Consider the following 20,498-nt stretch of genomic DNA (forward strand, 5'->3'; position numbering starts at 1 on the left):
AAGGATGAGGGGAGGTGTATTACATATGGGAAAAGGTAGAAGTAATAATGCTGGTAAAAAGCAACCAAATTTCGATGATTCATCTAATTTCGCTAAACAAAGTCAACCGACAGAAAAGAAGAAGAAATAAAAAAAGGAGCTCTCTTTATGAAGAGAGCTCCTTTTTTTAGATATATTGATGTTTCAACACAACAGATTGTGTGTTCAATTAAATAGTCATACATGTAAGGTTTAAACTCCTGCTTCCACTACTGTGGAAGCTTTTCTAAATGATGTGCAATATCAATATACATATTGGAGTAAACGGAATGGATTTCATTACTTGGCGTAGCATTAGAAGAGAAGTGGACAATTACCATATTCGCTTTCGGATCGATGTAAAGTGTTTGTCCGTAACTACCTAACACTTCGAAAGCACCTTGTTCATTGTGCGGAATCCACCATTGATTATGATAAGAAATGGAAGCTCCAGGGCCAACTGCAAGTTCACCTTCTTGGACATTTTTTATATCTTCAGTAATAGAAGAAGGGAGAATTTGTTTTCCGTTATATTCCCCGTTGTTTAATAGTAATTGCCCGAATCTAGCCATATCTCTAGCAGTTGCATTTAAACCAGCACTAGCTTGTTCAACTTTTGTTTCATCTGTTACGTAATACGCGTTTTCTTCCATACCAATTTGAGACCAAATACGCTCACTAACATTTTCAGCTAATGATTTACCAGTGATCGTTCGAATCACCCAAGCGAGTGTTTCTGCTGATCCGTTATCGTAAGAAAAATCGGAACCAGGCGGTGCAGTTTCTTCTGCTTCTCGTAACATATCATAAATTTTCATTGGGCCGTCGTAATTTTTACCTCGAGGTAAAATATTGCTCGCTAAATATAGTTGTGCATCTTGATTTTCTAATGCTGGATGTTCATATCCGTGAGTAGGATATTCTACAGAAACTTGCATATCCAATAATTGCTGAAGCGAGGCTTTACCAAACGGTGTATTTTTTAATTCTTTTATATATGTGTCAGCTGTTTTTTCTAAGTCAATACGGTTTTCTTCAGCGAGAGATTGTATCATTGCTCCGGTAAAAACCTTTGCTAATGACGCCATACCATGCGGTTCGCTCTCGTTATATCCATTGAAATATCGTTCATAAACAAGTTGTCCATTGTGTACAACGACAAACGCATCAGTTTTGTTATCATCTAAAAGTTTTTTTAGAGGAGTTGTATTTCCAAATCTACGCTCTACAGCAAAATCGTCTAAGTTTTGCAATGCGGTAGAGAAGTGAAAAACGTGATCCGGGTTATTTTTCACCTCGTTAATTAAAGTGAATTCTTTCATATGTGTATACGACCAACGTAAGTACGGATCATCTAACCAATTTTTTTTCGTCACATTATTTTTCGACGGAATTGTTTTATTATGTTTGAAGTATGTAAAACCGAGCCCTGTAATTACAAATATGAATGTGATTATGAGTAAGAGTAGGGGAGATTTTTTAAGTTTCATATCGGTCCCTCCTTTTTATTTCTACTATTAGTATACGCGTCTATTGAAAGAAATACAAAATAAGGAAAGTAAACGGGGAAGTTTACTTTCCTTATTTACGTTAAGCGGATATTTGTCCGTCTGTACGTTGTTTCTTGAATTTTTGTTTTCGTCCGTGTAATCCATAGTATAAAAGTAAAGTGAACGCAACGATAATAGCTGCGATAAAATACATATTATGATAGCTTGATTTCGCTGCGACGATACCTAAAATGAAAGAACCAAAGCCAATACCACTATCAAAGAATGAGAAGTACGTAGCTGTCGCAGAACCACGTCGATGGTTTGGAGCAGCAGAAATCGCAATCGTTTGGAAGCTAGGAATTAATGTTCCATAACCTAAACCGATTAACATACCTGCGCCAAGGAACCAAAATGAAGTTTGTGCTTGGCTTAAAATGAACATCCCAATTGTGAAAATAATGATAGCTGGATAAACAAGTACGTTTTCACCGAAGCGATCAAAAATCTTACCTGTAAATGGACGAGAAATGACAACAACAAGTGCATATAAAATAAAGAAGTAACTTGCAATATCAGCTAAACCGAGCTCTTTTGCATAAATAGGAATAAAGGATAAAATACCACTATAAGAAAAGGCTAAAACAAATCCTGTAAGAGCGATTGGAATAGAAGATGGTTCAAGTAAGTCTTTCCATTTCATTTTTTCTCGTTTTTGTTTGCTTACAGGTGCTTCATGCGGAATATTGACAAGTAGTCCTAATAAAAATGCAAGTAATGAAAATACGGAACAAACGATAAATAATACAGTAAACGAAAAATGAGAAATAATTGTTAAACCTAAAAAAGGACCAATTACCATCGGCAGACTCATAAATACGCCGAAATAGGCAAGTGCTTCGCCTCGTCTATGAGCTGGCGCAACATCTGTGACAATCGTACCAGTTGCAGTTGTTGCCATACCGAACCCAATACCATGTAAGAAGCGAAGGGCTAGTAATAAAAATAAACTTTGTGCACCGAAATACATAACGGTAGCGGCTAAAAATAGTGAAAGTGAAATAAATAATATTTTCTTTCTTCCTAAATCATCGAGCCATTTTCCTGTGAATGGTCGACATAAAACAGATGAAATAAGAAAAACAGTTGCAACTAAACCAATTTCCTCAGGTTTTCCTTTTAGGCCGTCTATTACATAGACGGGTAAAGTAGTCATAAGCATATAAAATGTTAAGAAGAGAAATAGACTACTAAAACAAGTTCCGAGGAAATCCTTCGTCCAAAGTTTCTCACTTTGCATGGTCATCCCTCCAAGTTAATCTAAGTTTTTAATAATTTGTTGTAACACTTGAAATGCTTGATGTAAATCATCTTCGTTAATACCTTCTAGCGTCTTTTCTTCAAAAGTATCAACTTCTTCTTGCCATACCGGAATCATTTTTATCGCTGTTTCTGATAAAGAAATGAGCTTCTCACGGCGATCTTTTCCTTCAGTACGAATAATCCATCCCATCGTTTCCATACGTGTTAACGTACGAGTCATCGTTGGTGATTCAACATTTAAATACTGACATAATTCTGTTTGCGTACAAGAACCAGTTTGATTAATACGGAAAATTACAGCCCATTGCGCACTAAATAACCCAGTGGGAGATACGCGTTCATTAAATTTCTTCGTAAACTTGCGAGAAGTCTGGCTGACAATGTGAAAAAAATGTTGTTTTTCGTCCATGTATGTTGATCCTTTCAAATTAGTTACCTAGCTAACTATATACTTTTTTATTATAATTGTCTAGTAATAGACATGTTGATTTATGTAAAAAATTCTTATAGGTTTTATGTTGCGAACGTATATTCTACGTGCTATTCTTTAAGTAAGTAAAGAATTTTCTTTCTATTTAAATAGAATGGGGGAACTTGTGATGATTAAGCCTGCAACAATGAAGTTTGTTTCACTATCGAACGGAGAAACGATTGCGTATCAGGAAGTTGGAAGGCAAAATGCAGAAATTCTTGTACTTATTCACGGGAACATGACATCGTCACAACACTTTGATTTAGTTATTGAAAAGCTGCAAGATCAATACCATATTTACGCTCTCGATTTAAGGGGATTTGGTCAATCAACGTATAATAAAGCGATAGATTCAATACAAGACTTTGCAGAAGATGTAAAATTATTTATCGACGGGTTAAAACTAAAGAAATTTTCATTAATGGGCTGGTCAATGGGCGGTGGTGTTGCAATGCAATTTACAGCGAATCACCCAACTTTTGTAGAAAAGTTAATTTTAGTAGAATCAGTGGGCATGAAAGGGTATCCGATTTTTAAAAAGGATATAAACGGGCAACCAATCGTATCAAGCTTAGTAAAGACGAAAGAAGAAATTGCACAAGATCCCGTACAGATTGCACCAGTGTTAGATGCGATAAAAAATATGAATAAATTATATTACCGTACAGTATGGAATTTATTAATATATACACATAATCAACCTGAACCAGACCGTTATGAAAAGTATTTAGACGATATGTTAACGCAACGTAATTTCGTAGATGTGAATTATGCGCTCATTACATTTAATATTTCAGATGAACATAATGGGGTTGTAGAGAGAAGTAAGCAAATTCATCATATTAAAGCACCAACACTCGTCATACAAGGTGACAGAGATTATGTCGTACCACAAGTAGTCGGTGAGGAGTTAGCAAAACATTTGCCAAATGCAGAGTTGAAGGTATTAGAAGATTGCGGTCATTCGCCGTTTATTGATTGTTTAGATGTATTTATAAAGCATGTAGAGGATTGGTTAGAACAGAAATAATCCCCGAAATGAAAGGTATTGCATATACTATAACATTGTAAGTAAAAGGGGAGATTATCCATGCATCATCCGTTCTTCATTGCGCATTCTCCATATAATCATCATGTGTATACAAAAATGATGATAGCTCCGCTGTATATGCAAGTTTCACCAGTTGTAGTTCCGTTACAAATACAACAGCCACCAATTGTTCATTCGCATCATTATTTGTATGAAACTGCTTTTTATAAACATCCGTATTTCAAGCAATTCCATAACAATGTGAAAGCACAAGTTTGGGAAGGATAAGAAGCTAAAAGATTCATTCTTTTAGCTTCTTTTTTATTGCGAATATTCGTACACGCATTTGCAGAAACAGTTTATAATGAGAAGTGGAAAGCGTGAGAAGGAGAGGGAAAGGGAATGTCGATACGTTTTACTTTTTGGATTATGGTTGGGATTGTAGCAATCTCGGGTTTGTCACAAGGAATGCTTTTACCGGCCATTGCAATGATTTTTGAACAAGAAGGGGTTAGTTCAAGTATTAACGGTATTCATGCGACAGCACTATACATTGGGATATTAGTGATCTCACCGTTTCTTGAAAAACCGATGCAAAAGTTTGGAATGAAGCCAATTATCGTGATTGGTGGGTTTCTCGTTATTATTTCATTATTCTTTTTTACACAAACATTTTCGTTTTGGGTATGGTTTATCCTTAGATTTCTAGTTGGCGTGGGAGATCATATGCTACATGTCGGAACACAAACATGGATTACGACAACATCGGATCCGAGTAAAATAGGTAGACAAGTATCGATATACGGTGTATTCTTCGGAATTGGTTTTGCCGTCGGTCCATATTTAGCAAGCACAGTTCAGTACGGTCTTGCAACGCCATTTATTATATCTACTATACTTTGTCTAATAGGTTGGCTGTTATTATTACCAACAAAAAATGCATTCCCGGCGCAAGATGAAAGAGAAGTGAAGAGTGAATCATCATTTTCTCGTTATAAACAAGTTGTTGGATTAGGATGGATTGCACTGCTGGGACCACTTGCATATGGCGTACTGGAAGCAATGTTAAACAGTAACTTACCAGTATACGCGCTTCGAAAAGGATGGTCTGTTTCAGAAGTATCCTTCTTATTACCAGCATTTGCAGTTGGGGGCATTATTACACAAATTCCGCTCGGTATATTAAGTGACAAATACGGAAGGGATCGTATTTTAACGTGGACGTTCTGCATAAGTACGGGCATTTTCTTGCTTGCAGCCGTATTTGATCAATATTATTGGATCGTCTTTGCCTGCATGTTGTTAGCGGGTATGGTCATTGGATCGTGCTTCTCGTTAGGACTTGGATTTATGACAGATTTATTACCGAGACACTTATTGCCAGCAGGTAATATATTATCTGGAATTGCCTTTAGTTTAGGAAGTATACTGGGACCTGTATTAGGAGGCGTATTTATAGAAAAAATACAGTATACAAGCTTTTTTATTGCGGTTATGATTATAATGGGAATTCTCGCAATGTTATATATGATTTACATGAAGAATCAATTCGCATCAAGAAAAATAGAAAGTAGGTTAGGGCATGACAAAACAACCTAATAAAAAGAAATTTGAAGTACTCGAAAATGAAACAATTACAGACTGCTTAGCACGTATGGAACAAGAAGGCTACGCACCGTCTCGTCGCATGGAAGAGCCAATCTTTCATGAAGTGAAGAAAGACGGTAAAACAGTAGTTGAACCGTGCGGTAGGAAGATTGTTTTTGAGGGGAAATTGAAGTAATACGTTATATAAAAAGAATGTGCTTTTGGGTACAAGTAAGATAAAACATATGGTCACATAAGAACGCTACTGATTTCAATATCAATAGCGTTTTTATTTTTAACAAATATATAGATCAAAATGAATTTCTGCTTGAATGGAACTAGCAAAATCAATAATGTTTTTTTGTAAATATATCGTGGGTGATTCGTTATTCTCCACTTGAATCACTACCATAAAAAGAAACTCTAAACTATACTTCTTCTTGAGATGTTTTAATTGTTCTGTTTTTCCTTCAAGGGATTGTAGAATAACATGTAACTGATTATTTATATCGTATGATTCTTGATAGCCAGTGCTTAAAGTCCAATTAGTTTCTTTTCTATATAGGGTTTTGGTGGATACAAGATTCGGATTATCACGTCTTGCAACAACATCACCTTTTTTATAAGTTCTTGTAGGCTCGATACTTAGGGCATTGGTAATTGCTTCAACAGGAAACACATCACCCGTTGCACTAAAATAAGCCATAACTTTGGTTTTATCCAGAATGGTTCCTCCTCTATTATTAAGATGTTACTTTTATTACATTATAAAAATTTATGAATGTATTTGCTAGAATGTAAATATGTTTTTTATTGAATTTTGGCGTTGGTATATGAATGATAAAGCTAGATATATACCTTTGTAGGAAAGAACAATGATACAAAAGTAGGATGCTTAAAAATATAAATATTTGTATGATAAAAACAAAATATATTTTAAAAATCAGAATGTAGAGGAGGGAAAATATAATATGATACAAAGCATATATGAAACGCATTTATATGTAAGAAATTTAGAAAAGGCAATAGATTTCTATCAAGATAAATTAGGTTTATCATTAGCAAAAAGACTATCGAAAAGACGAGTTGCATTCTTTTGGGTAGGAGAAAATAAAGAGCAAATGCTCGGGTTATGGGAAGTACATAGTAATGAAAATTTTGAGACGAAACACTTCGCTTTTCGTGTAGATTTAGAGTTTTTAAAGACTTCTAAATTGTGGTTAGAGAAGTGTGGAATAGAGGTAGTAGGGAGTCAGGGGAAAGGAAATGAAGAGCCAATTGTCCAAAGGTGGATGCCAGCTGCAAGTGTATATTTTCTAGATTGTGATGGAAATAAATTAGAGTTTATTTCTATACTAGATGATGATCCAGATGAATTAGAATATGCAACGTATTTAAGTGAATGGAATGCGGAGCACTAAGAAAAATAAAGTGGAACTTTAATCAGTAGTGGTTTTACAGCTTTGTATTATGTTAAATAGGTAGGAACAAAATAAAATCCCTCAAGAAAAGGCACGTTCTTGAAGGATTTTTTTATGCTTTATATATTTTATATTGCTTGTAACGTATTAATGGTGTTCACTTTTAGATATTTCAGCGCGTTGAATATAACCATCAGAGAAGCTGAAATAAAGAGAATAGCTTCCTCGATTATATATAAAGCCTTCGCTAGTCATATCCTCTCCGATTAAATCGGGCTCACCAAACCACTCTTTTAATTCATTGATAGGGATATCCATTTTCACCCATATATATCTAGCGTCCCAAGGGTACATATCAATATTATAATCGCCGTATACCGCTGTATTAGGTGCATCACATTCTGTACATGGTGCTTTTTTCAAAACATCAGGCACTCCATATTCTTTTTTTACGTCAGATAGCTCTTTACCCAATGAATTTAATTTAAATGGACCAAACGTCCCATTCTCTAAAGCTGTTGTTAACATTTGTTTCATTTCTTCTTTTGTATTGATGTTGAAATTATAATCTCTGTTTTTTGCTATTGCATTATATAAAAATTGTGCATACTCCTCACGTTTCACAAGCGTGTTGCCATTGTAATTACCTGCCTCATCACCGTAGGATATTCGGTTACTACGTAGCGTATTTACAAATTTATAAGCCCAATGATCTTGAGGTACATCTTTAAAGTTATTTTGTCCTTTTGATTGTAATTGAAATGCTTTTTGTAATACTACTGCCATTTCATACCGAGTTAATGCATCATCTGGACGAAAAGCACCTGTTCCATCACCTGTCATAATTCCAGCTTGCGCAATGGCTTTAATATCCTTTTCAAACATATGATTTTTAATATCGTTAAACATATTGCTCTGTTCATTGTTTGCTGTTAAACCTAAATAACGAGCGATTAAAGAAGTTACCTGGCCTCTAGTAATATGATCCCCAAAACCAAATTTTCCATTTCCATATCCGTTAAAAAGTCCTGCTGCTGCTAAGTAATCAATAGCATCTTTTGACCAGTGATCCTTTGGTACATCTGTAAATACAGTGTTCGCATTGCCAGCTACCTTATAGTTATTCGTAGTTGTTTGTGCGTTTGCTGTGCCTACCATCATTGTAGTTGTTAGTGCTGTGGTGATTAAGAATCCGAAAATTTTTTTAGCTTTGCTTGTTTTCTTACCCATTTGCGAAAGCCTCCCCAGTTTAATTTAACTTTATTAAACATACGTATTACACATATACATTTAATACAATTAAATGTATACATCGCAATTATAACATGTAAATGATGGTTATTTGTTATTCATTTCCTTAATGTGGATAAAATTTCAATAATCTATATGAAACTACAATTTTTAGATAATAAATATTCATTGTTATTTAATTGAAGAAAAATGCGAAACCTTTTTATAAAATATGGAAATGTTAAAACCCCTTTGATAAAATAGCAATATGCAAAAATAATTATTTATAAATTCTCAATGTAATGAATATTCATGTTCAAATATACGAATTTAACTACATAGTTATTGTAATAAAGGGGGAGAAAGATGTTAGATGAATTGTATAATGCTTTTTTAAATGCATCGGGTTTTACAGAAAGCGCGAGGAAACGAGATCAGTATGATACATTACATGATTATTTAAAAGATCAAGAAAGAGAGTTAAAGCAATACATTCAAGAGGCTGAATCAGCGAAGAGAGATTATGAGAGTAAAAGTAATGGCTTAGAAGCAAATAAAATTCCAGCAGTGGAATTTGAACAAAAACGTCATGAAAAGGATGAAGACTTAAATACAGTACTATCCTATTTTAAAAGTGAATTAAGCAATGTTGGATCTGCGATAGGTACAGCTTATGCAAAGTATTTGGAATATAAAGCGAAAGCAGAAGCGGAGAAAGCGTCAGCATACGCTGCAGCGACCAGAGCTTTTGAAGAAAAGAAAAAGGAAATTGAAAAACTTATCCATTAAGTATACAAAGAATGGAGGGAACTAATATGAGTGGTAAAGAGGTTGAAATTATAGGAAGTAACACTGCAAGTGCCATTTCTTACGCACAAAACATAGAGAACGGCATGAAAGATTCTTTAAATCAAGCGAAAAACTTAAAAGCATACGTTACATGTGCGAAGTGGAATGGAAAAACGAGAGATGCCTTTTTAAGTTATCTTGATTTAATCATTCAATACAACTCAGAAATGGTAGAGGCATTTGAAGGACATACGAAAGCTTTGAAAGAGTTAGAGAAAAGTATTCAAACGTATGGCGATATACCGGAAGTAAGGGCGATAAAAAAATTGTGATGGAGAAATGAGGAATAAAAGAATGGGGAAAGAAATGATTTTTGCACCTGCTGAATTATATGTTCTCGCAGGTGCAGCTGGGGTTACCGATATATTTGGATTGCCAAACCGTGACGCAATTATTTTACTTGATGAAGAATGTGTCACGAAAGCAACTACGAGTTTAAAAGAAAAAGGCTTACTTACAAATGAAAACGGAATTACCCCTGCCGCTTTTCAAATGATTGAGCTATTAAAAGAATATGAAAATTGTCATGAATACACGAGAATGAATAATGTATTAATTGGCTTTTTGAAAGAGGATAAAGACCGAGTGGCTGTATTAACGGAAATAGAGCCAAATAAAAAATACGAGATCGACTACATACCAAAGCCAGACGTATATTTTTCCTTATTAACACGCATCCCTTTCTTATTGAGAGAACCGAGGGACATAGAAGATACATTTTTCTCAAAGAGAATGACAGAAGAAGAACAACAAACATTTGAGGAAAAAGATTTATCAAATAAAGATGTTATAGCGATAGAAACATATACGAGGCCTCGGAGTAACAGAGGAGGAAAATGGGAATGTTTCTTATATTTCACTGAAGGAGAAGATTTCGTTCAAATTGATGTAGAACGTAATCGGTATGACTGGGTGAGTCTCTATGCGGTAAATAAGAAATTGTATGACGTGTTAAAAATGCCGTATAAAAAATTAATTGACCCGAGACAATTTTCGTTAGGAGGTATTGAATAATGCAAGTATCAATGGGAGATGGTGGTTCTGGTGGTGGAGAAGAAGTATTAGTTAATTTTCAAGAACTACTTGATATAGTAATGAAATTAGAAGATATATATAAAATCCATGTAGACGTCATTGGAACGAATATTGAGAGTTTATTAAGCAGTGATTTTTATCAAAAAGGTGAAGCGATGAGAGTAATTGAAAAATATCCTGATATATTACACAAAACACTTGAATTTGCTGAACACTATTCTAGGTCGGCGAGACTTGTAAGGGTCGCATGTGTAGAAATGCTTGAAAAGGACGAACAATTACGTGAAATATTAAGTAAGTTGTAGAAATCACCATACGGCTGGGGGGATGAAAACGAAATGGATGTGAAATATAGACCTGAACCATGGCAAAACATGGGGGATGGTATGAATCGAATTACAAAAGATGCACTCATAAAATTACAGCGCGCAAATGAATTATTGAAAAAAATTGATGGAAGAATACGAGATTTAGACTCAGATGGCAGTATACATTTTAACCCAAAAGATCAATCGCAAAAAATCGGGGAATTACTTGATAGCTATTCGACATTACAAAGATATTGCGGAGAAGTAGGGCGATTGGTCTCTGAACATATAGATAAACCTTTTTTAGTAGAAATGGATAAATTCGCTCAAAAAATGAGAGATACATCTATTCTCAGTTTCGAAACAGATAACCGAATTGGCTCCACAACAACGACAGTATTACCAGATGCGCACGCAGGGTACGGAAGTGTACCACAAACAATAAAAACAAAAAAAGATAAAATAACAGTAGAAGATATTTTTAGAGATTCACCTGCATTTGATAACGTACTGAGAGAGGAATACAAAGAACTAAAAAAACAAAACCCAGATGCAAAATTAAATTATGAAGAATACAAGAAAGTAGTCCCATCCACACGAGGATTTGAATATAAATCGATAGAAGATGAACAGAAAAAACTAGAAATGGTGCGAGACATAGGAATAGGCGTAGGAATCATCATCACAACAATCCTTTGCCCACCACTCGGAACCGCTGCGGCAGTTGTATACGGCGCTGTACAAATCAAAAGTGGTATCGACGGAGAAGACTGGGGAACACACCGGAAATTGAGCCAAGAAGAGCGGGTAGGAAACATCATTTTTGGCGGATTAGACGCAATCCCAGTTGTTGGAGCAGTAGGAAAAGGAGTAAAAGCATTCAAAGACACGAGTGAATTAGCTGATTTAGCGAAATTATTAAAATTCAAAGAAGGAATGCCTGGTTTTAATCCAAATTTGGGTGGAAATGTGGTACAATCATTGCGTGATAATAAAGCTATTATGCTTGACCGTTTGAAACTAGTAAGCCTTAAAATGGAGAAATCCGGAAATGAAAAGATGTATCAACTTGGCGAAAAAATAGCCAAAAGCATAGATGATAGGACAGCCAAATCGGCAAGTTTTGAAGTTGACGGAAATGGCTTACTATTATCTAAACAAGGTGGTACAGATTTCCAAAGCTGGGTGAATAAGCATCATACAGAAAGTAATAAGATTATAGATGATAAGATTAAGGGTGTAGAGGCTTCTCTTGCTAGTAAGGGTACGGGTGAAGGTACTAGGCTTATTCCCGGTACTCCCGGAAAGGTGACAGGAGGAAGTTCTACAAAACTGGGGAAAAATATGTTTGAAGAAATGGGTTTGCCTAAAACTACAAAACGAACTCCTTATGAAGCGCAACATATTATTCCTAAGGAATTTAGACGTCATCCTGTATTACAAAAAATAGGTATGGACATGGACGATGCCTCAAATGGATTTTTTCTTCGAGTTCCAGATGCTGATGTTAGTGTAACTTCTAGACATAAAGGATATCACGCAGTTTATAGTAATTTTGTGAGGGGAAAATTGGATGAAATAGATATTAGGCAAGATATATCTATAATAGAAAAACAAGTTTTTGAATTGCAACAAAAGTTAAGACTACTTCAAGAAAAGGGATTACCACTATACATGAAGGGTAATTATCTTGAAAAAGAACTTAAAAGGATTAAAGAAATTGGATTGGAACAATACAAAATAGAAAGAATGGACAAAGAGGTTGCGACCCCTGTATGGAAAAGAGGAGGAGGGGCAACAGTTGACCTTTGGGAAAGGTGGTATAATAAGTAATGAACTATGGTGTATTTAATAATTTAGTTGAAGAGGTAATTCAGTTCTCGAAAAAATTCCAGAGCGAACTTACTAATAATATTTCTAATGAGATTGTTATTATTAATGATATAAAAAAGGCAGAGCATTTAGCTTATGATGAAACTTTTGGCGAGGATGAGTATAATTGGAAAGATATCAGAGAATTGGAAATGAGTGAAGTTTGGGGTATTTATTACGCAATGTCAGAAAATGAAAAGCCTAAAGGATTGGAAGAATTATTAGAAATTATTGCTGATAATGTGAGAAAAAGCCCATTTAAATATAGTATATTTTATAACGATGTTGTAGCTGACCTTACTAATTGTGCCATCAATAGAGCGATAAACGGAAAGAGTAGTTCCTTTTTTGAAGAATTGTTTGAGATATATCAACTCGGTGCGTTTCCTTGCGGTTGGAATGGTGATTATCCAGAAGGAAAAATTGTTGCGTTTAAATTGGATTAATGAAATTTGTCAAGACATATAGGGTACTATACTGTAATTATCAAATGATTGTACGTATAAACCTAAAGTGATTAACGACTTATAAACTTAGAAAACACTTGAATTTAAAGCACTTGATTGTCGACTAAAGGCAACAATCAAGTGCTTTTTTAATAGGTAGGCATGCTATAAATTAAAGCTAACACAAATTACTAGTATTATATAATTGAAAATACATTAGCAAAAGGTGTGGACTCCGTAACCCCATTCGCTAAAGGTGTAGAAATAATGCCAGATGGAAGTGTCGTTAGATCTGGAACGAACTATAGCGGGAAATTCCAAGAAGCCCATGATGCCTCAAAGGCGAGTATTCAGAGTAGGATTTCGAATTTGGAGAGTGGTGGGGTTAAGGGTACGGGGGATAGAAGTAAGACAGCAAGTGAAGTTAATTTAAATAATATAGCTGATTTTATTAACGGAACTAAGAATTTTGATGATGTATTAGATGATTATGCTCGACATTATATTGAGGCAATAGATATTAAAAACTGGTCTTGGGCCAATAATATTAAAGGTGGGAACAAATTAACAAGTAATAAAAGGAAAATGATAAAACAAAGAGCTGAAGAATTAGGTCTTATCCCGAAAGTTGAAGTGAAAAAAGTAGAAGGTATGCGCTATGGATTTGCTGATTTTGAAGGACTGGGTCTAGTAGTACATAAAGATGAACTTCCAAAAGATTTATGGTTAAAAAGAGATGTGGAGCAATTTGACTGGTTGAATAACAGGCTTCCAGAGGATATAAGGGCTATGGTGGAAAATGGTTCTTATACGTGGCATCATACTGAAGTACCAGGGAAAATGCAACTAGTTCCTTACGGAATCCATGGTATTACTGTTCATAATGGTGGAAGGACTAAAGGAATGTGGGCAGATGCGCCAAGATAATAAAAAAGGAGTGTTTTGAATGGAAATTAAAAAAGAATCTATAATTTATCCGTTACCGTCTGATAGTTTAATATTAAAGAAAGAAGAATTTTGGAGAGTTCAACTACCGGTAGATTATAAGAATTTCATAAAAGTTAATAATGGTGGTTCCCCAGAAAAGAAATCTTTTGTGTGTAATAACCATAGCTATGCAGTTATTAGGTTTTTATGTATTCTTGAAGCCCCAGAAAATATTGAAATAGGTATGTTTGATATTGATGTAACATGGACCCAGCTAGATGAGAGACTTACAGATGATGGAGATTTACTGGGAGTAGCTTTATTACCAATTGCTGTATTATTTGCCGGTGATTTTTTATGTTTAGATTTTAGAGAATCAAGAAGTAACCCGAAAGTTTGTGTGTGGGATCATGAGAATTCTGCTGAACTTGAACCAGTAAGTCATCATGTTGCAGATACATTTGCTGAATTTATGGGTATGCTTCACTAATACATCTATCTAGACAAATCACATGATTAAAACTAGATAAAGGAACTCCAAAAAGATTTTTGAGTGATACAGAAAAACAATGAGAAGCTTGAAAATAATGACTCATGATGGTTGTACCATCATAGAGTATTATGTGCAATGATAGAATAGAAAATAAAGTACGAGCTTAGGCGAGATGACATTTTATCGGGCGATAAATATAAACACATGGAATGTATATGAAACTAACGAACTCGTACAAACTCGTAAGTTTTAACATAGTATTTGTTATGAAGTATAAAAAGTGTCATATTGTTACTACAAAACTTATAAATTTATGCTGCTTAAAAACAAATGAACTTAAAGCGCTTGATTGTCTACGAAAGACAACAAGCGCTTTTTTATTAGATAGGCATGTTATAAATGTTTAAAAATTATTTTTATGAATTAAGGTTAACAAAAATTACTAGTATTATATAATTGAAAATACATTAGCAAAAGGTGTGGACTCCGTAACCCCATTCGTTAAAGGTGTAGAAATACTGCCAGATGGAAGTGTCGTTAGAACTGGAACGAACTATAGCAGGAAATTCCAAGAAGCCCATGATGCCTCAAAGGCGAGTATTCAGAGTAGGATCTCGAATTTGGAGAGTGGTGGGGTTAAGGGTACGGGTAATAGTAAAATCCAATTAGGTAAAGAAGATTTGGATGCTTTACGGAAAAAGTGGAATGTTCCAGAGACTAATACAATAGCAGTTGGTAAAACAGATGTAAAAGGCCTTAGGGATTTGGCTTTTGAAGGAGGGTCTCCAGAAGTTAGAAAAGAAGCTGGACTGCCTTCATTGGATACAATCTTACCAAATAGGGAGATTAGGGCTCCATATGACCATTTAAAAAATCCTAAGTTAGCACAGTTTACAAGACATGCTGAAGAAGGAGTTTTAAATGAGTTTGATTATGCTATAAAAAAAGCAGGAATCGAACCAACGGAAGTAACGGGTACACTTAGAATTCATCAATCTAACCCAAGAGGTGTATGTAATAAGTGTAGCAAAGGATTGCTGAAACCACATCCTATTGAAAAGAGTGGTATATTTTATCAAGCTAGCAAAAAATATCCTAACTTAACAATAGAAGTAACATCGGAGATTGATGGCAGTGTTAAAACTAATGGATTGTTATCTTTTGTTTTAAAAGATGGAAAGATCATTGAATAATTTAAGGAGGAAATCATGGGTAATATATTAATCGAGAATTTACAAAAAGAAGTTAAAGTAGGCTTTGTTTTAGCAGTTGCTGAAAGAGTATTTTCTATAATCAGCAAGGATGATGAAAGATATCCGGATGGAAGGGAAGCCTTGGACAAATGTTGGTTATGGATTGAATCTCATGCTGTTACTGGGGATGAATTATATGAGCTTATTGATAACGCAGACTTTACAGGAATTTCAGAATTTGCAGAGGAAGAAGAAGATTTGAATATTTCTAGGATCTGGTCACTATTAGTTGATGCTGTCGCTTATACTTCTTGGGAAGCCTATAAAAATGAAAAAGTAAAATATTTACCACAGTCATTAGAAAGTATTACTACCGATAGTATTACAATTTTCTTAAATAGTGCAGTGGAAACCAGCTTTATTACTGTAGAGGAAATCAAAGAAATGGAAACAGTTATTAATAATTACTCGAGTACAAATACTGAAATTCCAACAAAAAGAGAAGATTTTATAAATATATTTTAAGTAAGTAATAAATTTGGGGATTTTTTATAATATTTAGCTCTTGGTTTGTTTATAAAGAATAATTAAGCTAGTTTGCATATATTAGACATATAGAGCATTGCTATTTGTAATAAATTGATATAGGTTTCTTAATATTTTTTTGTTAAACTGCACTTAAAGTTTAAAAAAACACTTGATTGTGAAGTGAACCCAAAAAGTTAGACAAATATTATAAGCATCTAGTGAGGAATGAATCTTGTATTGTGTAGGATTCATTCCTTTTAATTTTGTCTTAGCAAGTGTCAAAGTTCCTGTTTACAGAACAAATGATAACGGAACTCTCGAACGTGTTGGAACTAACGTAGAAGGCTGGGTACATGGGCACTGCATTGATAGTAATCAGAAGATACAAGATGAGATTGATAGTGTTAGAGCTTCGCTTGCGGAGATACGGGGAAGTGGTGGTACTAAGGGTACGGGTGAAGCTATAGGGAAAATAAATATTCCTTCTATTAGGAATGGAGAGTTCAATAAATGGTTTGACGAGTTATCTTCAAAAGAGTTTAATAAAATGTGGGAGGACCCTAAGTTAAGAAAAAGGATTGAAGATAGAATTCGAAGACCGGGAGGATATCATGAGTGGCATTTGGTGGCAAGAACTCCAAAGTTTAAAGAGTGGGGAATATCAATGAATGATATAAAAGAAATGAGAACTTTAACAAAATATGTAAAATTTGTTAATCCACCTGGTGTTCATGGTGGCGAAGGTTCTACAGTAGCTCATAATCAAATTCTAAGAATTATAGATACATCAAAAGATTATGAAACCTTTGTAAAAAGATTAAATAATTGGGCAGAAGATAGATTGGAAAGCGGAAAGATGGGATTACCAATTGAATTAAGGAGGTAGTAAAATTATGAATGACCATGTATCAATATGGATTGGGAATTTTGAGAATGAGGAAGAGTTAATGAATTATACAAATATTGAGTATACAGAAGATGGAGACAGTATTTCTTCAACTTTCGAAAAAGACTTTAACTTAGATTATTATGATCGCGATTTAATTGAAAAGAAATGGATTAGTAAATCGACAAACAGTGTGAAGGATTTATTAGATGGATTTTCTTACTCCGATCAATTTTTAGAACAGTTTGATACTATAAGATATAGTGAAGAATTTAATGCTGCTATTCTAATTTACAATTTGGAATATGATGCTCAAAAAACAAAAGGTAAATTTAGAAATAGTGATTTGAAGTTTATCGGTGTGGCACAATATACAATTACTGTAGATGATAGATGGTAATTTTTTAACTTTATGAAAGTATATGAGTTAAATTAAGCGTATTAAAAACCTTGAGTGGCTGATTGAAGTGAACCCGAATAGTGGTACATGAAAAAAACACCTCCTGAATTCGCATACTAAGTATGCAAATTCAATGGAGGTGTTTTTCGTTTGAAGACAAGAGTTCATTACCCAGAAGAAACAAAGTGGAAAGTGATTGAAATGAAGAAAGACGGCTATTCAAATCGTACAATTATGGAGAAACTCGGAATTAAAAATGTTTCCCAAATTAAGACATGGATGAAATGGTATCGTACAAATCAAACGTATCGTTTTCAACAACCTGTAGGAAAACAATATTCTTATGGAAAAGGACCAAAAGAGCTCAGTGAATTAGAACAGCTACGTTTAGAAAATAAACATCTAAAAACAAAATTACTTGTATGGGGAAAGTATCTGGAAATCGAAAGGGGCTGAAACCAGAAACTGTAGTTACTTTATGGGAAAATGTAAAAACAAAAATAACGGTAAAAGAATTGTGTAACGTATTAGAATTACCCCGTTCCACATTTTATCGTTGGTTACAACGAACGGAAGATTTGAAAGATGGTATAGAAGAGAAAATAAAGGACGTTTGTCTTAGGCATAAATTCCGGTATGGATATCGAAGAGTGACCGCTACTCTTCGAAAAATGGGACTGTGTGTCAATCATAAAAAAGTATTACGAATCATGAGACAAAATCACATTCTTTCAAAAGTACGTCGAAAGAAAAAGAAATATATCAATGGTGCGGAGCCAATGGTAGCCCCTCATCGATTGGAGCGCCAATTCGATGCATCCAGACCAAATGAAAAATGGTTTACGGATGTGACGTATCTCTTATTTGGAGAGCGTACTTTGTATTTATCAACGATTATGGATGCCTTTAATGGTGAAATTATTAGTTGTGTCATCAGCGAATCACAAACACTGACATTAGCGATGAAGATATTAAAACAAGCAATGAGAGGGCGAAAAGTAAAAGATGTCCTTCTTCACTCAGATCAAGGAAGTATTTATACAGCAAAAGAATTTCAAGCGTATGCCAAAGAAAACGGCATTATCACCAGCATGTCCCGGAGAGGAAATTGCCATGATAATGCCGTCATGGAAAGCTTCTTTGGTCATTTAAAAAGTGAAGCTTTCTATTCACAAAAGATAACAAAAGTATCCAACACAACTGTGCGAAAGATTGTGCTAGAATACATTCATTACTACAATTGTGTGCGAATTCAAGAAAAATTAAACCACCTATCCCCTAAAGAATTTAGGGAACAAGTGGTTTAGGTGTTTTGATTGGTGTCCCGTTTTCGGGGGTCACTTCAGATTGCCTTTCAAGGTTTTTTTACTTTAGTTTAAATTTAATAAGCTAATATTTGAGTGGGACAATTTGTTAATCCAATAGGTAAACATGGTGATATAGGTTCTACTACAACACATAATGAGTTGTTAAAAATTATTGATAGTTCTTTAGATTATAGTACATTTAAAAGAAGATTAAAAAATTGGGCACATTTTAGATTGAAAGGTGGAATAAATTCATTACCTGAAGGCTTAAGATAAGTGATGTTACTATAATTTATATATAGGGGGATTCATTATGGAAAATCCGGGCGTAATGTCTTTATGGATAGGTAATTTTAGAACTAAGCAAAGTCTAAAAGAATATGTTGAAATTAAGTTTGATGAAGTTGGGGACAGAATTCAATCTAAATTCATGAGAGACTTTAATATTGATTTTATTGATTATAACCAAGATTTATTAGAGAGTACCTTGATAGAGGGCTCCACTACATCGTTGACTACCCTTTTAAGTGGTTCCTCTTACGAAGCGGAAATTTTATCACAATTTGTGGAACATTATGGGGAAGAATTGCCAGAAACCTATGATTCTGTTATTAGATTATATGATTTTGAGTACGATGGAGATATAGATGAAGTTAAATTTAAAAGTGGAAATTTAATTTATATGGGGTCAGTTGTATATGAGGAATGGGATGAATAGTTTGTGATTTAGTGAAGGAAACCAATACAATTAGCTATAGTAACTGCCTAAGTATTTATTACAGGACTTATAGGTTATATACTAGAGTGATAAAGCATGTGGTACTAAAATTGTATACACAGTCAGGTAAGGCATGAGAACGAAAAAGAATAGGCTGTTAAAAAGTAAAGACCTCATGATGGTTGTACCATCATAGAGTGTTATGTGCAATGATAGAATAGAAAATAAAGTACGAGCTTAGGCGAGATGACATTTTACCGGGCGATAAATATAAACACATGGAATGTATATGAAACTAACGAACTCGTACAAACTTGTACAAACTCGTAAGTTTTAAGATAGTATTTGTCATGATGTACACAAGGTGTCATACTGTTACTACAAAACTTAGAAATTTACGCTACTTAAAAACAAATGAACTTAAAGCGCTTGATTGTCTACGAAAGACAACAAGCGCTTTTTTATTAGATAGGCATGTTATAAATGTTTAAAAATTATTTTTATGAATTAAGGTTAACAGAAATTACTAGTATTATATAATTGAAATTAAACTAGCAAAAGGTGCGGACTCCGTATTCCCAATCTTTAAAGGTGTAGAAATACTGCCAGATGGAAGTGTCGTTAGATCTGGAACGAATTATAGCGGGAAATTCCAAGAAGCCCATGATGCCTCAAAGGCGAGTATTCAGAGTAGGATCTCGAATTTGGAGAGTGGTGGGGTTAAGGGTACGAGTGAAGGTGAAAAGCTTCAAAGAGGAAAATATGCAAATCGCTTGGATAAACTGCATGATAAATTTGGTAAGTTAACACCTGGACAAATTAATGAACGAATTAAGACACATTATAAAAAGGGAACACCAGATGAAATAGAAGTTAGTCCTGATTTTAGGAGCAAGATGATTACAAGAGAAAAACAGATTGAAAGAATATTGCAAAAACAAATTAATGATTTTAACAAAGAATAA

26 protein-coding genes and 1 pseudogene are annotated in these 20,498 nt (G+C 34.3%); 22 read left to right on the forward strand and 5 right to left on the reverse strand.

Translation table 11 applies throughout. From position 1 onward, the window contains the following. Window positions 1-248 precede the first annotated feature (248 nt). The 3 genes from QCI47_RS11385 to QCI47_RS11395 all read right to left on the reverse strand — a co-directional run bounded on the left by QCI47_RS11385 (window position 249) and on the right by QCI47_RS11395 (window position 3,240). On the reverse strand, window positions 249-1,508 hold the full coding sequence (locus QCI47_RS11385; protein WP_220779514.1) for a serine hydrolase domain-containing protein: 1,260 nt from the start codon (window positions 1,506-1,508) through the stop codon (window positions 249-251). Window positions 1,509-1,608: 100 nt separating this feature from the next. Then, window positions 1,609-2,808: an MFS transporter gene (locus QCI47_RS11390; RefSeq protein ID WP_001190334.1), complete on the reverse strand. Its 1,200-nt coding sequence runs from the start codon at window positions 2,806-2,808 to the stop codon at window positions 1,609-1,611. A 15-nt stretch (window positions 2,809-2,823) separates the two neighbouring features. Next, window positions 2,824-3,240 (reverse strand): MarR family winged helix-turn-helix transcriptional regulator, encoded by a 417-nt coding sequence (locus QCI47_RS11395; protein WP_000343680.1) that lies wholly within the window; start codon window positions 3,238-3,240, stop codon window positions 2,824-2,826. Window positions 3,241-3,415: 175 nt separating this feature from the next. Between QCI47_RS11395 and phaZ the strand changes: the two genes are divergently transcribed. The 4 genes from phaZ to QCI47_RS11415 all read left to right on the forward strand — a co-directional run bounded on the left by phaZ (window position 3,416) and on the right by QCI47_RS11415 (window position 6,116). Continuing rightward, complete coding sequence (gene phaZ, locus QCI47_RS11400) at window positions 3,416-4,333, forward strand: intracellular short-chain-length polyhydroxyalkanoate depolymerase (RefSeq protein ID WP_353811788.1); 918 nt, start codon at window positions 3,416-3,418, stop codon at window positions 4,331-4,333. A gap of 60 nt (window positions 4,334-4,393) precedes the next feature. Further along, on the forward strand, window positions 4,394-4,621 hold the full coding sequence (locus QCI47_RS11405) for a hypothetical protein (RefSeq protein WP_000546480.1): 228 nt from the start codon (window positions 4,394-4,396) through the stop codon (window positions 4,619-4,621). 114 nt (window positions 4,622-4,735) lie between these two features. Then, window positions 4,736-5,932 carry an MFS transporter gene (locus QCI47_RS11410; RefSeq protein WP_074543637.1) on the forward strand — a complete coding sequence of 399 codons (1,197 nt, stop codon included), beginning with the start codon at window positions 4,736-4,738 and terminating at the stop codon, window positions 5,930-5,932. Beyond that, window positions 5,916-6,116 (forward strand): NETI motif-containing protein, encoded by a 201-nt coding sequence (locus QCI47_RS11415; RefSeq protein WP_000166303.1) that lies wholly within the window; start codon window positions 5,916-5,918, stop codon window positions 6,114-6,116. Before QCI47_RS11410 ends, QCI47_RS11415 begins: the two co-directional genes overlap by 17 nt. Before the next feature lie 99 nt (window positions 6,117-6,215). Here the strand turns inward: QCI47_RS11415 and QCI47_RS11420 are convergent, their stop codons facing one another. Then, entirely contained in the window at window positions 6,216-6,626 is a 411-nt protein-coding gene (locus QCI47_RS11420; RefSeq protein ID WP_061130538.1) for a DUF4279 domain-containing protein, read from the reverse strand. Between the two features lie 265 nt (window positions 6,627-6,891). On the opposite strand from QCI47_RS11420, the gene QCI47_RS11425 reads away from it, so the two are divergent. Further along, window positions 6,892-7,341, forward strand: a complete 450-nt coding sequence (locus QCI47_RS11425; RefSeq protein ID WP_309422851.1) for a VOC family protein — start codon at window positions 6,892-6,894, stop codon at window positions 7,339-7,341. A gap of 147 nt (window positions 7,342-7,488) precedes the next feature. On the opposite strand, the gene QCI47_RS11430 is transcribed toward QCI47_RS11425, so the two are convergent. After that, window positions 7,489-8,571 (reverse strand): S-layer homology domain-containing protein, encoded by a 1,083-nt coding sequence (locus QCI47_RS11430; protein WP_076867974.1) that lies wholly within the window; start codon window positions 8,569-8,571, stop codon window positions 7,489-7,491. Between the two features lie 366 nt (window positions 8,572-8,937). Between QCI47_RS11430 and QCI47_RS11435 the strand changes: the two genes are divergently transcribed. The 17 genes and pseudogenes from QCI47_RS11435 to QCI47_RS11515 form a co-directional block, all read left to right on the forward strand. Further along, the gene (locus QCI47_RS11435; RefSeq protein WP_000883453.1) at window positions 8,938-9,360 is read left to right on the forward strand and encodes a hypothetical protein; all 423 of its coding nucleotides are present in this window, start codon (window positions 8,938-8,940) and stop codon (window positions 9,358-9,360) included. Window positions 9,361-9,386: 26 nt separating this feature from the next. Beyond that, window positions 9,387-9,692, forward strand: coding sequence for a WXG100 family type VII secretion target (locus tag QCI47_RS11440; RefSeq protein ID WP_016134989.1), 306 nt, complete (start codon window positions 9,387-9,389; stop codon window positions 9,690-9,692). A 22-nt stretch (window positions 9,693-9,714) separates the two neighbouring features. Further along, on the forward strand, window positions 9,715-10,434 hold the full coding sequence (locus QCI47_RS11445; RefSeq protein WP_270727419.1) for a DUF5081 family protein: 720 nt from the start codon (window positions 9,715-9,717) through the stop codon (window positions 10,432-10,434). Then, the gene (locus tag QCI47_RS11450) at window positions 10,434-10,760 is read left to right on the forward strand and encodes a hypothetical protein (protein ID WP_001198193.1); all 327 of its coding nucleotides are present in this window, start codon (window positions 10,434-10,436) and stop codon (window positions 10,758-10,760) included. Before QCI47_RS11445 ends, QCI47_RS11450 begins: the two co-directional genes overlap by 1 nt. 33 nt (window positions 10,761-10,793) lie before the next feature. Next, window positions 10,794-12,596: an AHH domain-containing protein gene (locus tag QCI47_RS11455; RefSeq protein WP_270727416.1), complete on the forward strand. Its 1,803-nt coding sequence runs from the start codon at window positions 10,794-10,796 to the stop codon at window positions 12,594-12,596. After that, a complete protein-coding gene (locus QCI47_RS11460; RefSeq protein ID WP_270727413.1) occupies window positions 12,596-13,081 on the forward strand; it encodes a hypothetical protein in 486 nt (161 codons plus the stop codon). Before QCI47_RS11455 ends, QCI47_RS11460 begins: the two co-directional genes overlap by 1 nt. A gap of 201 nt (window positions 13,082-13,282) precedes the next feature. Next, window positions 13,283-14,008 carry an HNH endonuclease gene (locus tag QCI47_RS11465; protein ID WP_270727496.1) on the forward strand — a complete coding sequence of 242 codons (726 nt, stop codon included), beginning with the start codon at window positions 13,283-13,285 and terminating at the stop codon, window positions 14,006-14,008. 19 nt (window positions 14,009-14,027) lie between these two features. Then, the gene (locus QCI47_RS11470) at window positions 14,028-14,498 is read left to right on the forward strand and encodes an SMI1/KNR4 family protein (protein ID WP_000403325.1); all 471 of its coding nucleotides are present in this window, start codon (window positions 14,028-14,030) and stop codon (window positions 14,496-14,498) included. Window positions 14,499-14,716: 218 nt separating this feature from the next. Continuing rightward, complete coding sequence (locus tag QCI47_RS11475; RefSeq protein WP_071743237.1) at window positions 14,717-14,908, forward strand: hypothetical protein; 192 nt, start codon at window positions 14,717-14,719, stop codon at window positions 14,906-14,908. 72 nt (window positions 14,909-14,980) lie between these two features. Then, complete coding sequence (locus QCI47_RS11480) at window positions 14,981-15,694, forward strand: hypothetical protein (protein ID WP_353811789.1); 714 nt, start codon at window positions 14,981-14,983, stop codon at window positions 15,692-15,694. A gap of 15 nt (window positions 15,695-15,709) precedes the next feature. After that, entirely contained in the window at window positions 15,710-16,219 is a 510-nt protein-coding gene (locus QCI47_RS11485; RefSeq protein WP_076874018.1) for an Imm6 family immunity protein, read from the forward strand. A 235-nt stretch (window positions 16,220-16,454) separates the two neighbouring features. Further along, window positions 16,455-17,108 (forward strand): hypothetical protein, encoded by a 654-nt coding sequence (locus QCI47_RS11490; RefSeq protein ID WP_240814055.1) that lies wholly within the window; start codon window positions 16,455-16,457, stop codon window positions 17,106-17,108. A gap of 7 nt (window positions 17,109-17,115) precedes the next feature. Beyond that, entirely contained in the window at window positions 17,116-17,508 is a 393-nt protein-coding gene (locus QCI47_RS11495) for an immunity 22 family protein (protein WP_073530252.1), read from the forward strand. Window positions 17,509-17,658: 150 nt separating this feature from the next. Next, window positions 17,659-18,815, forward strand: a protein-coding gene (locus QCI47_RS11500) for an IS3 family transposase (protein ID WP_140385531.1) whose coding sequence is annotated in 2 segments (ribosomal slippage) — window positions 17,659-17,911 and window positions 17,911-18,815 — 1,158 coding nt in all. Because the reading frame shifts where the segments join, the coding sequence is not laid out codon by codon here. A 93-nt stretch (window positions 18,816-18,908) separates the two neighbouring features. Then, window positions 18,909-19,091 (forward strand): hypothetical protein, encoded by a 183-nt coding sequence (locus QCI47_RS11505; RefSeq protein WP_014481648.1) that lies wholly within the window; start codon window positions 18,909-18,911, stop codon window positions 19,089-19,091. Between the two features lie 37 nt (window positions 19,092-19,128). Then, on the forward strand, window positions 19,129-19,533 hold the full coding sequence (locus QCI47_RS11510; protein WP_000431156.1) for an immunity 22 family protein: 405 nt from the start codon (window positions 19,129-19,131) through the stop codon (window positions 19,531-19,533). A gap of 545 nt (window positions 19,534-20,078) precedes the next feature. After that, window positions 20,079-20,268, forward strand: a pseudogene (locus QCI47_RS11515) (HNH endonuclease); the annotation flags it as partial. Window positions 20,269-20,498 lie beyond the last annotated feature (230 nt).

Source organism: Bacillus cereus group sp. RP29 (assembly GCF_040459765.1).
GTDB classification, from domain to species: Bacteria; Bacillota; Bacilli; order Bacillales; family Bacillaceae_G; genus Bacillus_A; species Bacillus_A paranthracis.

Coding starts and splice junctions, on each gene's coding strand:
- QCI47_RS11455 (WP_270727416.1), top strand. CDS start 10,794: ATGGATGTGAAATATAGACCTGAACCATGGCAAAACATGGGGGATGGT.
- QCI47_RS11435 (WP_000883453.1), top strand. CDS start 8,938: ATGTTAGATGAATTGTATAATGCTTTTTTAAATGCATCGGGTTTTACA.
- QCI47_RS11470 (WP_000403325.1), top strand. CDS start 14,028: ATGGAAATTAAAAAAGAATCTATAATTTATCCGTTACCGTCTGATAGT.
- QCI47_RS11385 (WP_220779514.1), bottom strand. CDS start 1,508: ATGAAACTTAAAAAATCTCCCCTACTCTTACTCATAATCACATTCATA.
- QCI47_RS11460 (WP_270727413.1), top strand. CDS start 12,596: ATGAACTATGGTGTATTTAATAATTTAGTTGAAGAGGTAATTCAGTTC.
- QCI47_RS11405 (WP_000546480.1), top strand. CDS start 4,394: ATGCATCATCCGTTCTTCATTGCGCATTCTCCATATAATCATCATGTG.
- QCI47_RS11415 (WP_000166303.1), top strand. CDS start 5,916: ATGACAAAACAACCTAATAAAAAGAAATTTGAAGTACTCGAAAATGAA.
- QCI47_RS11420 (WP_061130538.1), bottom strand. CDS start 6,626: ATGGCTTATTTTAGTGCAACGGGTGATGTGTTTCCTGTTGAAGCAATT.
- QCI47_RS11485 (WP_076874018.1), top strand. CDS start 15,710: ATGGGTAATATATTAATCGAGAATTTACAAAAAGAAGTTAAAGTAGGC.
- QCI47_RS11390 (WP_001190334.1), bottom strand. CDS start 2,808: ATGCAAAGTGAGAAACTTTGGACGAAGGATTTCCTCGGAACTTGTTTT.
- QCI47_RS11450 (WP_001198193.1), top strand. CDS start 10,434: ATGCAAGTATCAATGGGAGATGGTGGTTCTGGTGGTGGAGAAGAAGTA.
- QCI47_RS11430 (WP_076867974.1), bottom strand. CDS start 8,571: ATGGGTAAGAAAACAAGCAAAGCTAAAAAAATTTTCGGATTCTTAATC.
- QCI47_RS11395 (WP_000343680.1), bottom strand. CDS start 3,240: ATGGACGAAAAACAACATTTTTTTCACATTGTCAGCCAGACTTCTCGC.
- QCI47_RS11445 (WP_270727419.1), top strand. CDS start 9,715: ATGGGGAAAGAAATGATTTTTGCACCTGCTGAATTATATGTTCTCGCA.
- QCI47_RS11425 (WP_309422851.1), top strand. CDS start 6,892: ATGATACAAAGCATATATGAAACGCATTTATATGTAAGAAATTTAGAA.
- QCI47_RS11510 (WP_000431156.1), top strand. CDS start 19,129: ATGGAAAATCCGGGCGTAATGTCTTTATGGATAGGTAATTTTAGAACT.
- QCI47_RS11495 (WP_073530252.1), top strand. CDS start 17,116: ATGAATGACCATGTATCAATATGGATTGGGAATTTTGAGAATGAGGAA.
- QCI47_RS11440 (WP_016134989.1), top strand. CDS start 9,387: ATGAGTGGTAAAGAGGTTGAAATTATAGGAAGTAACACTGCAAGTGCC.
- QCI47_RS11410 (WP_074543637.1), top strand. CDS start 4,736: ATGTCGATACGTTTTACTTTTTGGATTATGGTTGGGATTGTAGCAATC.
- phaZ (WP_353811788.1), top strand. CDS start 3,416: ATGGGGGAACTTGTGATGATTAAGCCTGCAACAATGAAGTTTGTTTCA.
- QCI47_RS11475 (WP_071743237.1), top strand. CDS start 14,717: ATGAAACTAACGAACTCGTACAAACTCGTAAGTTTTAACATAGTATTT.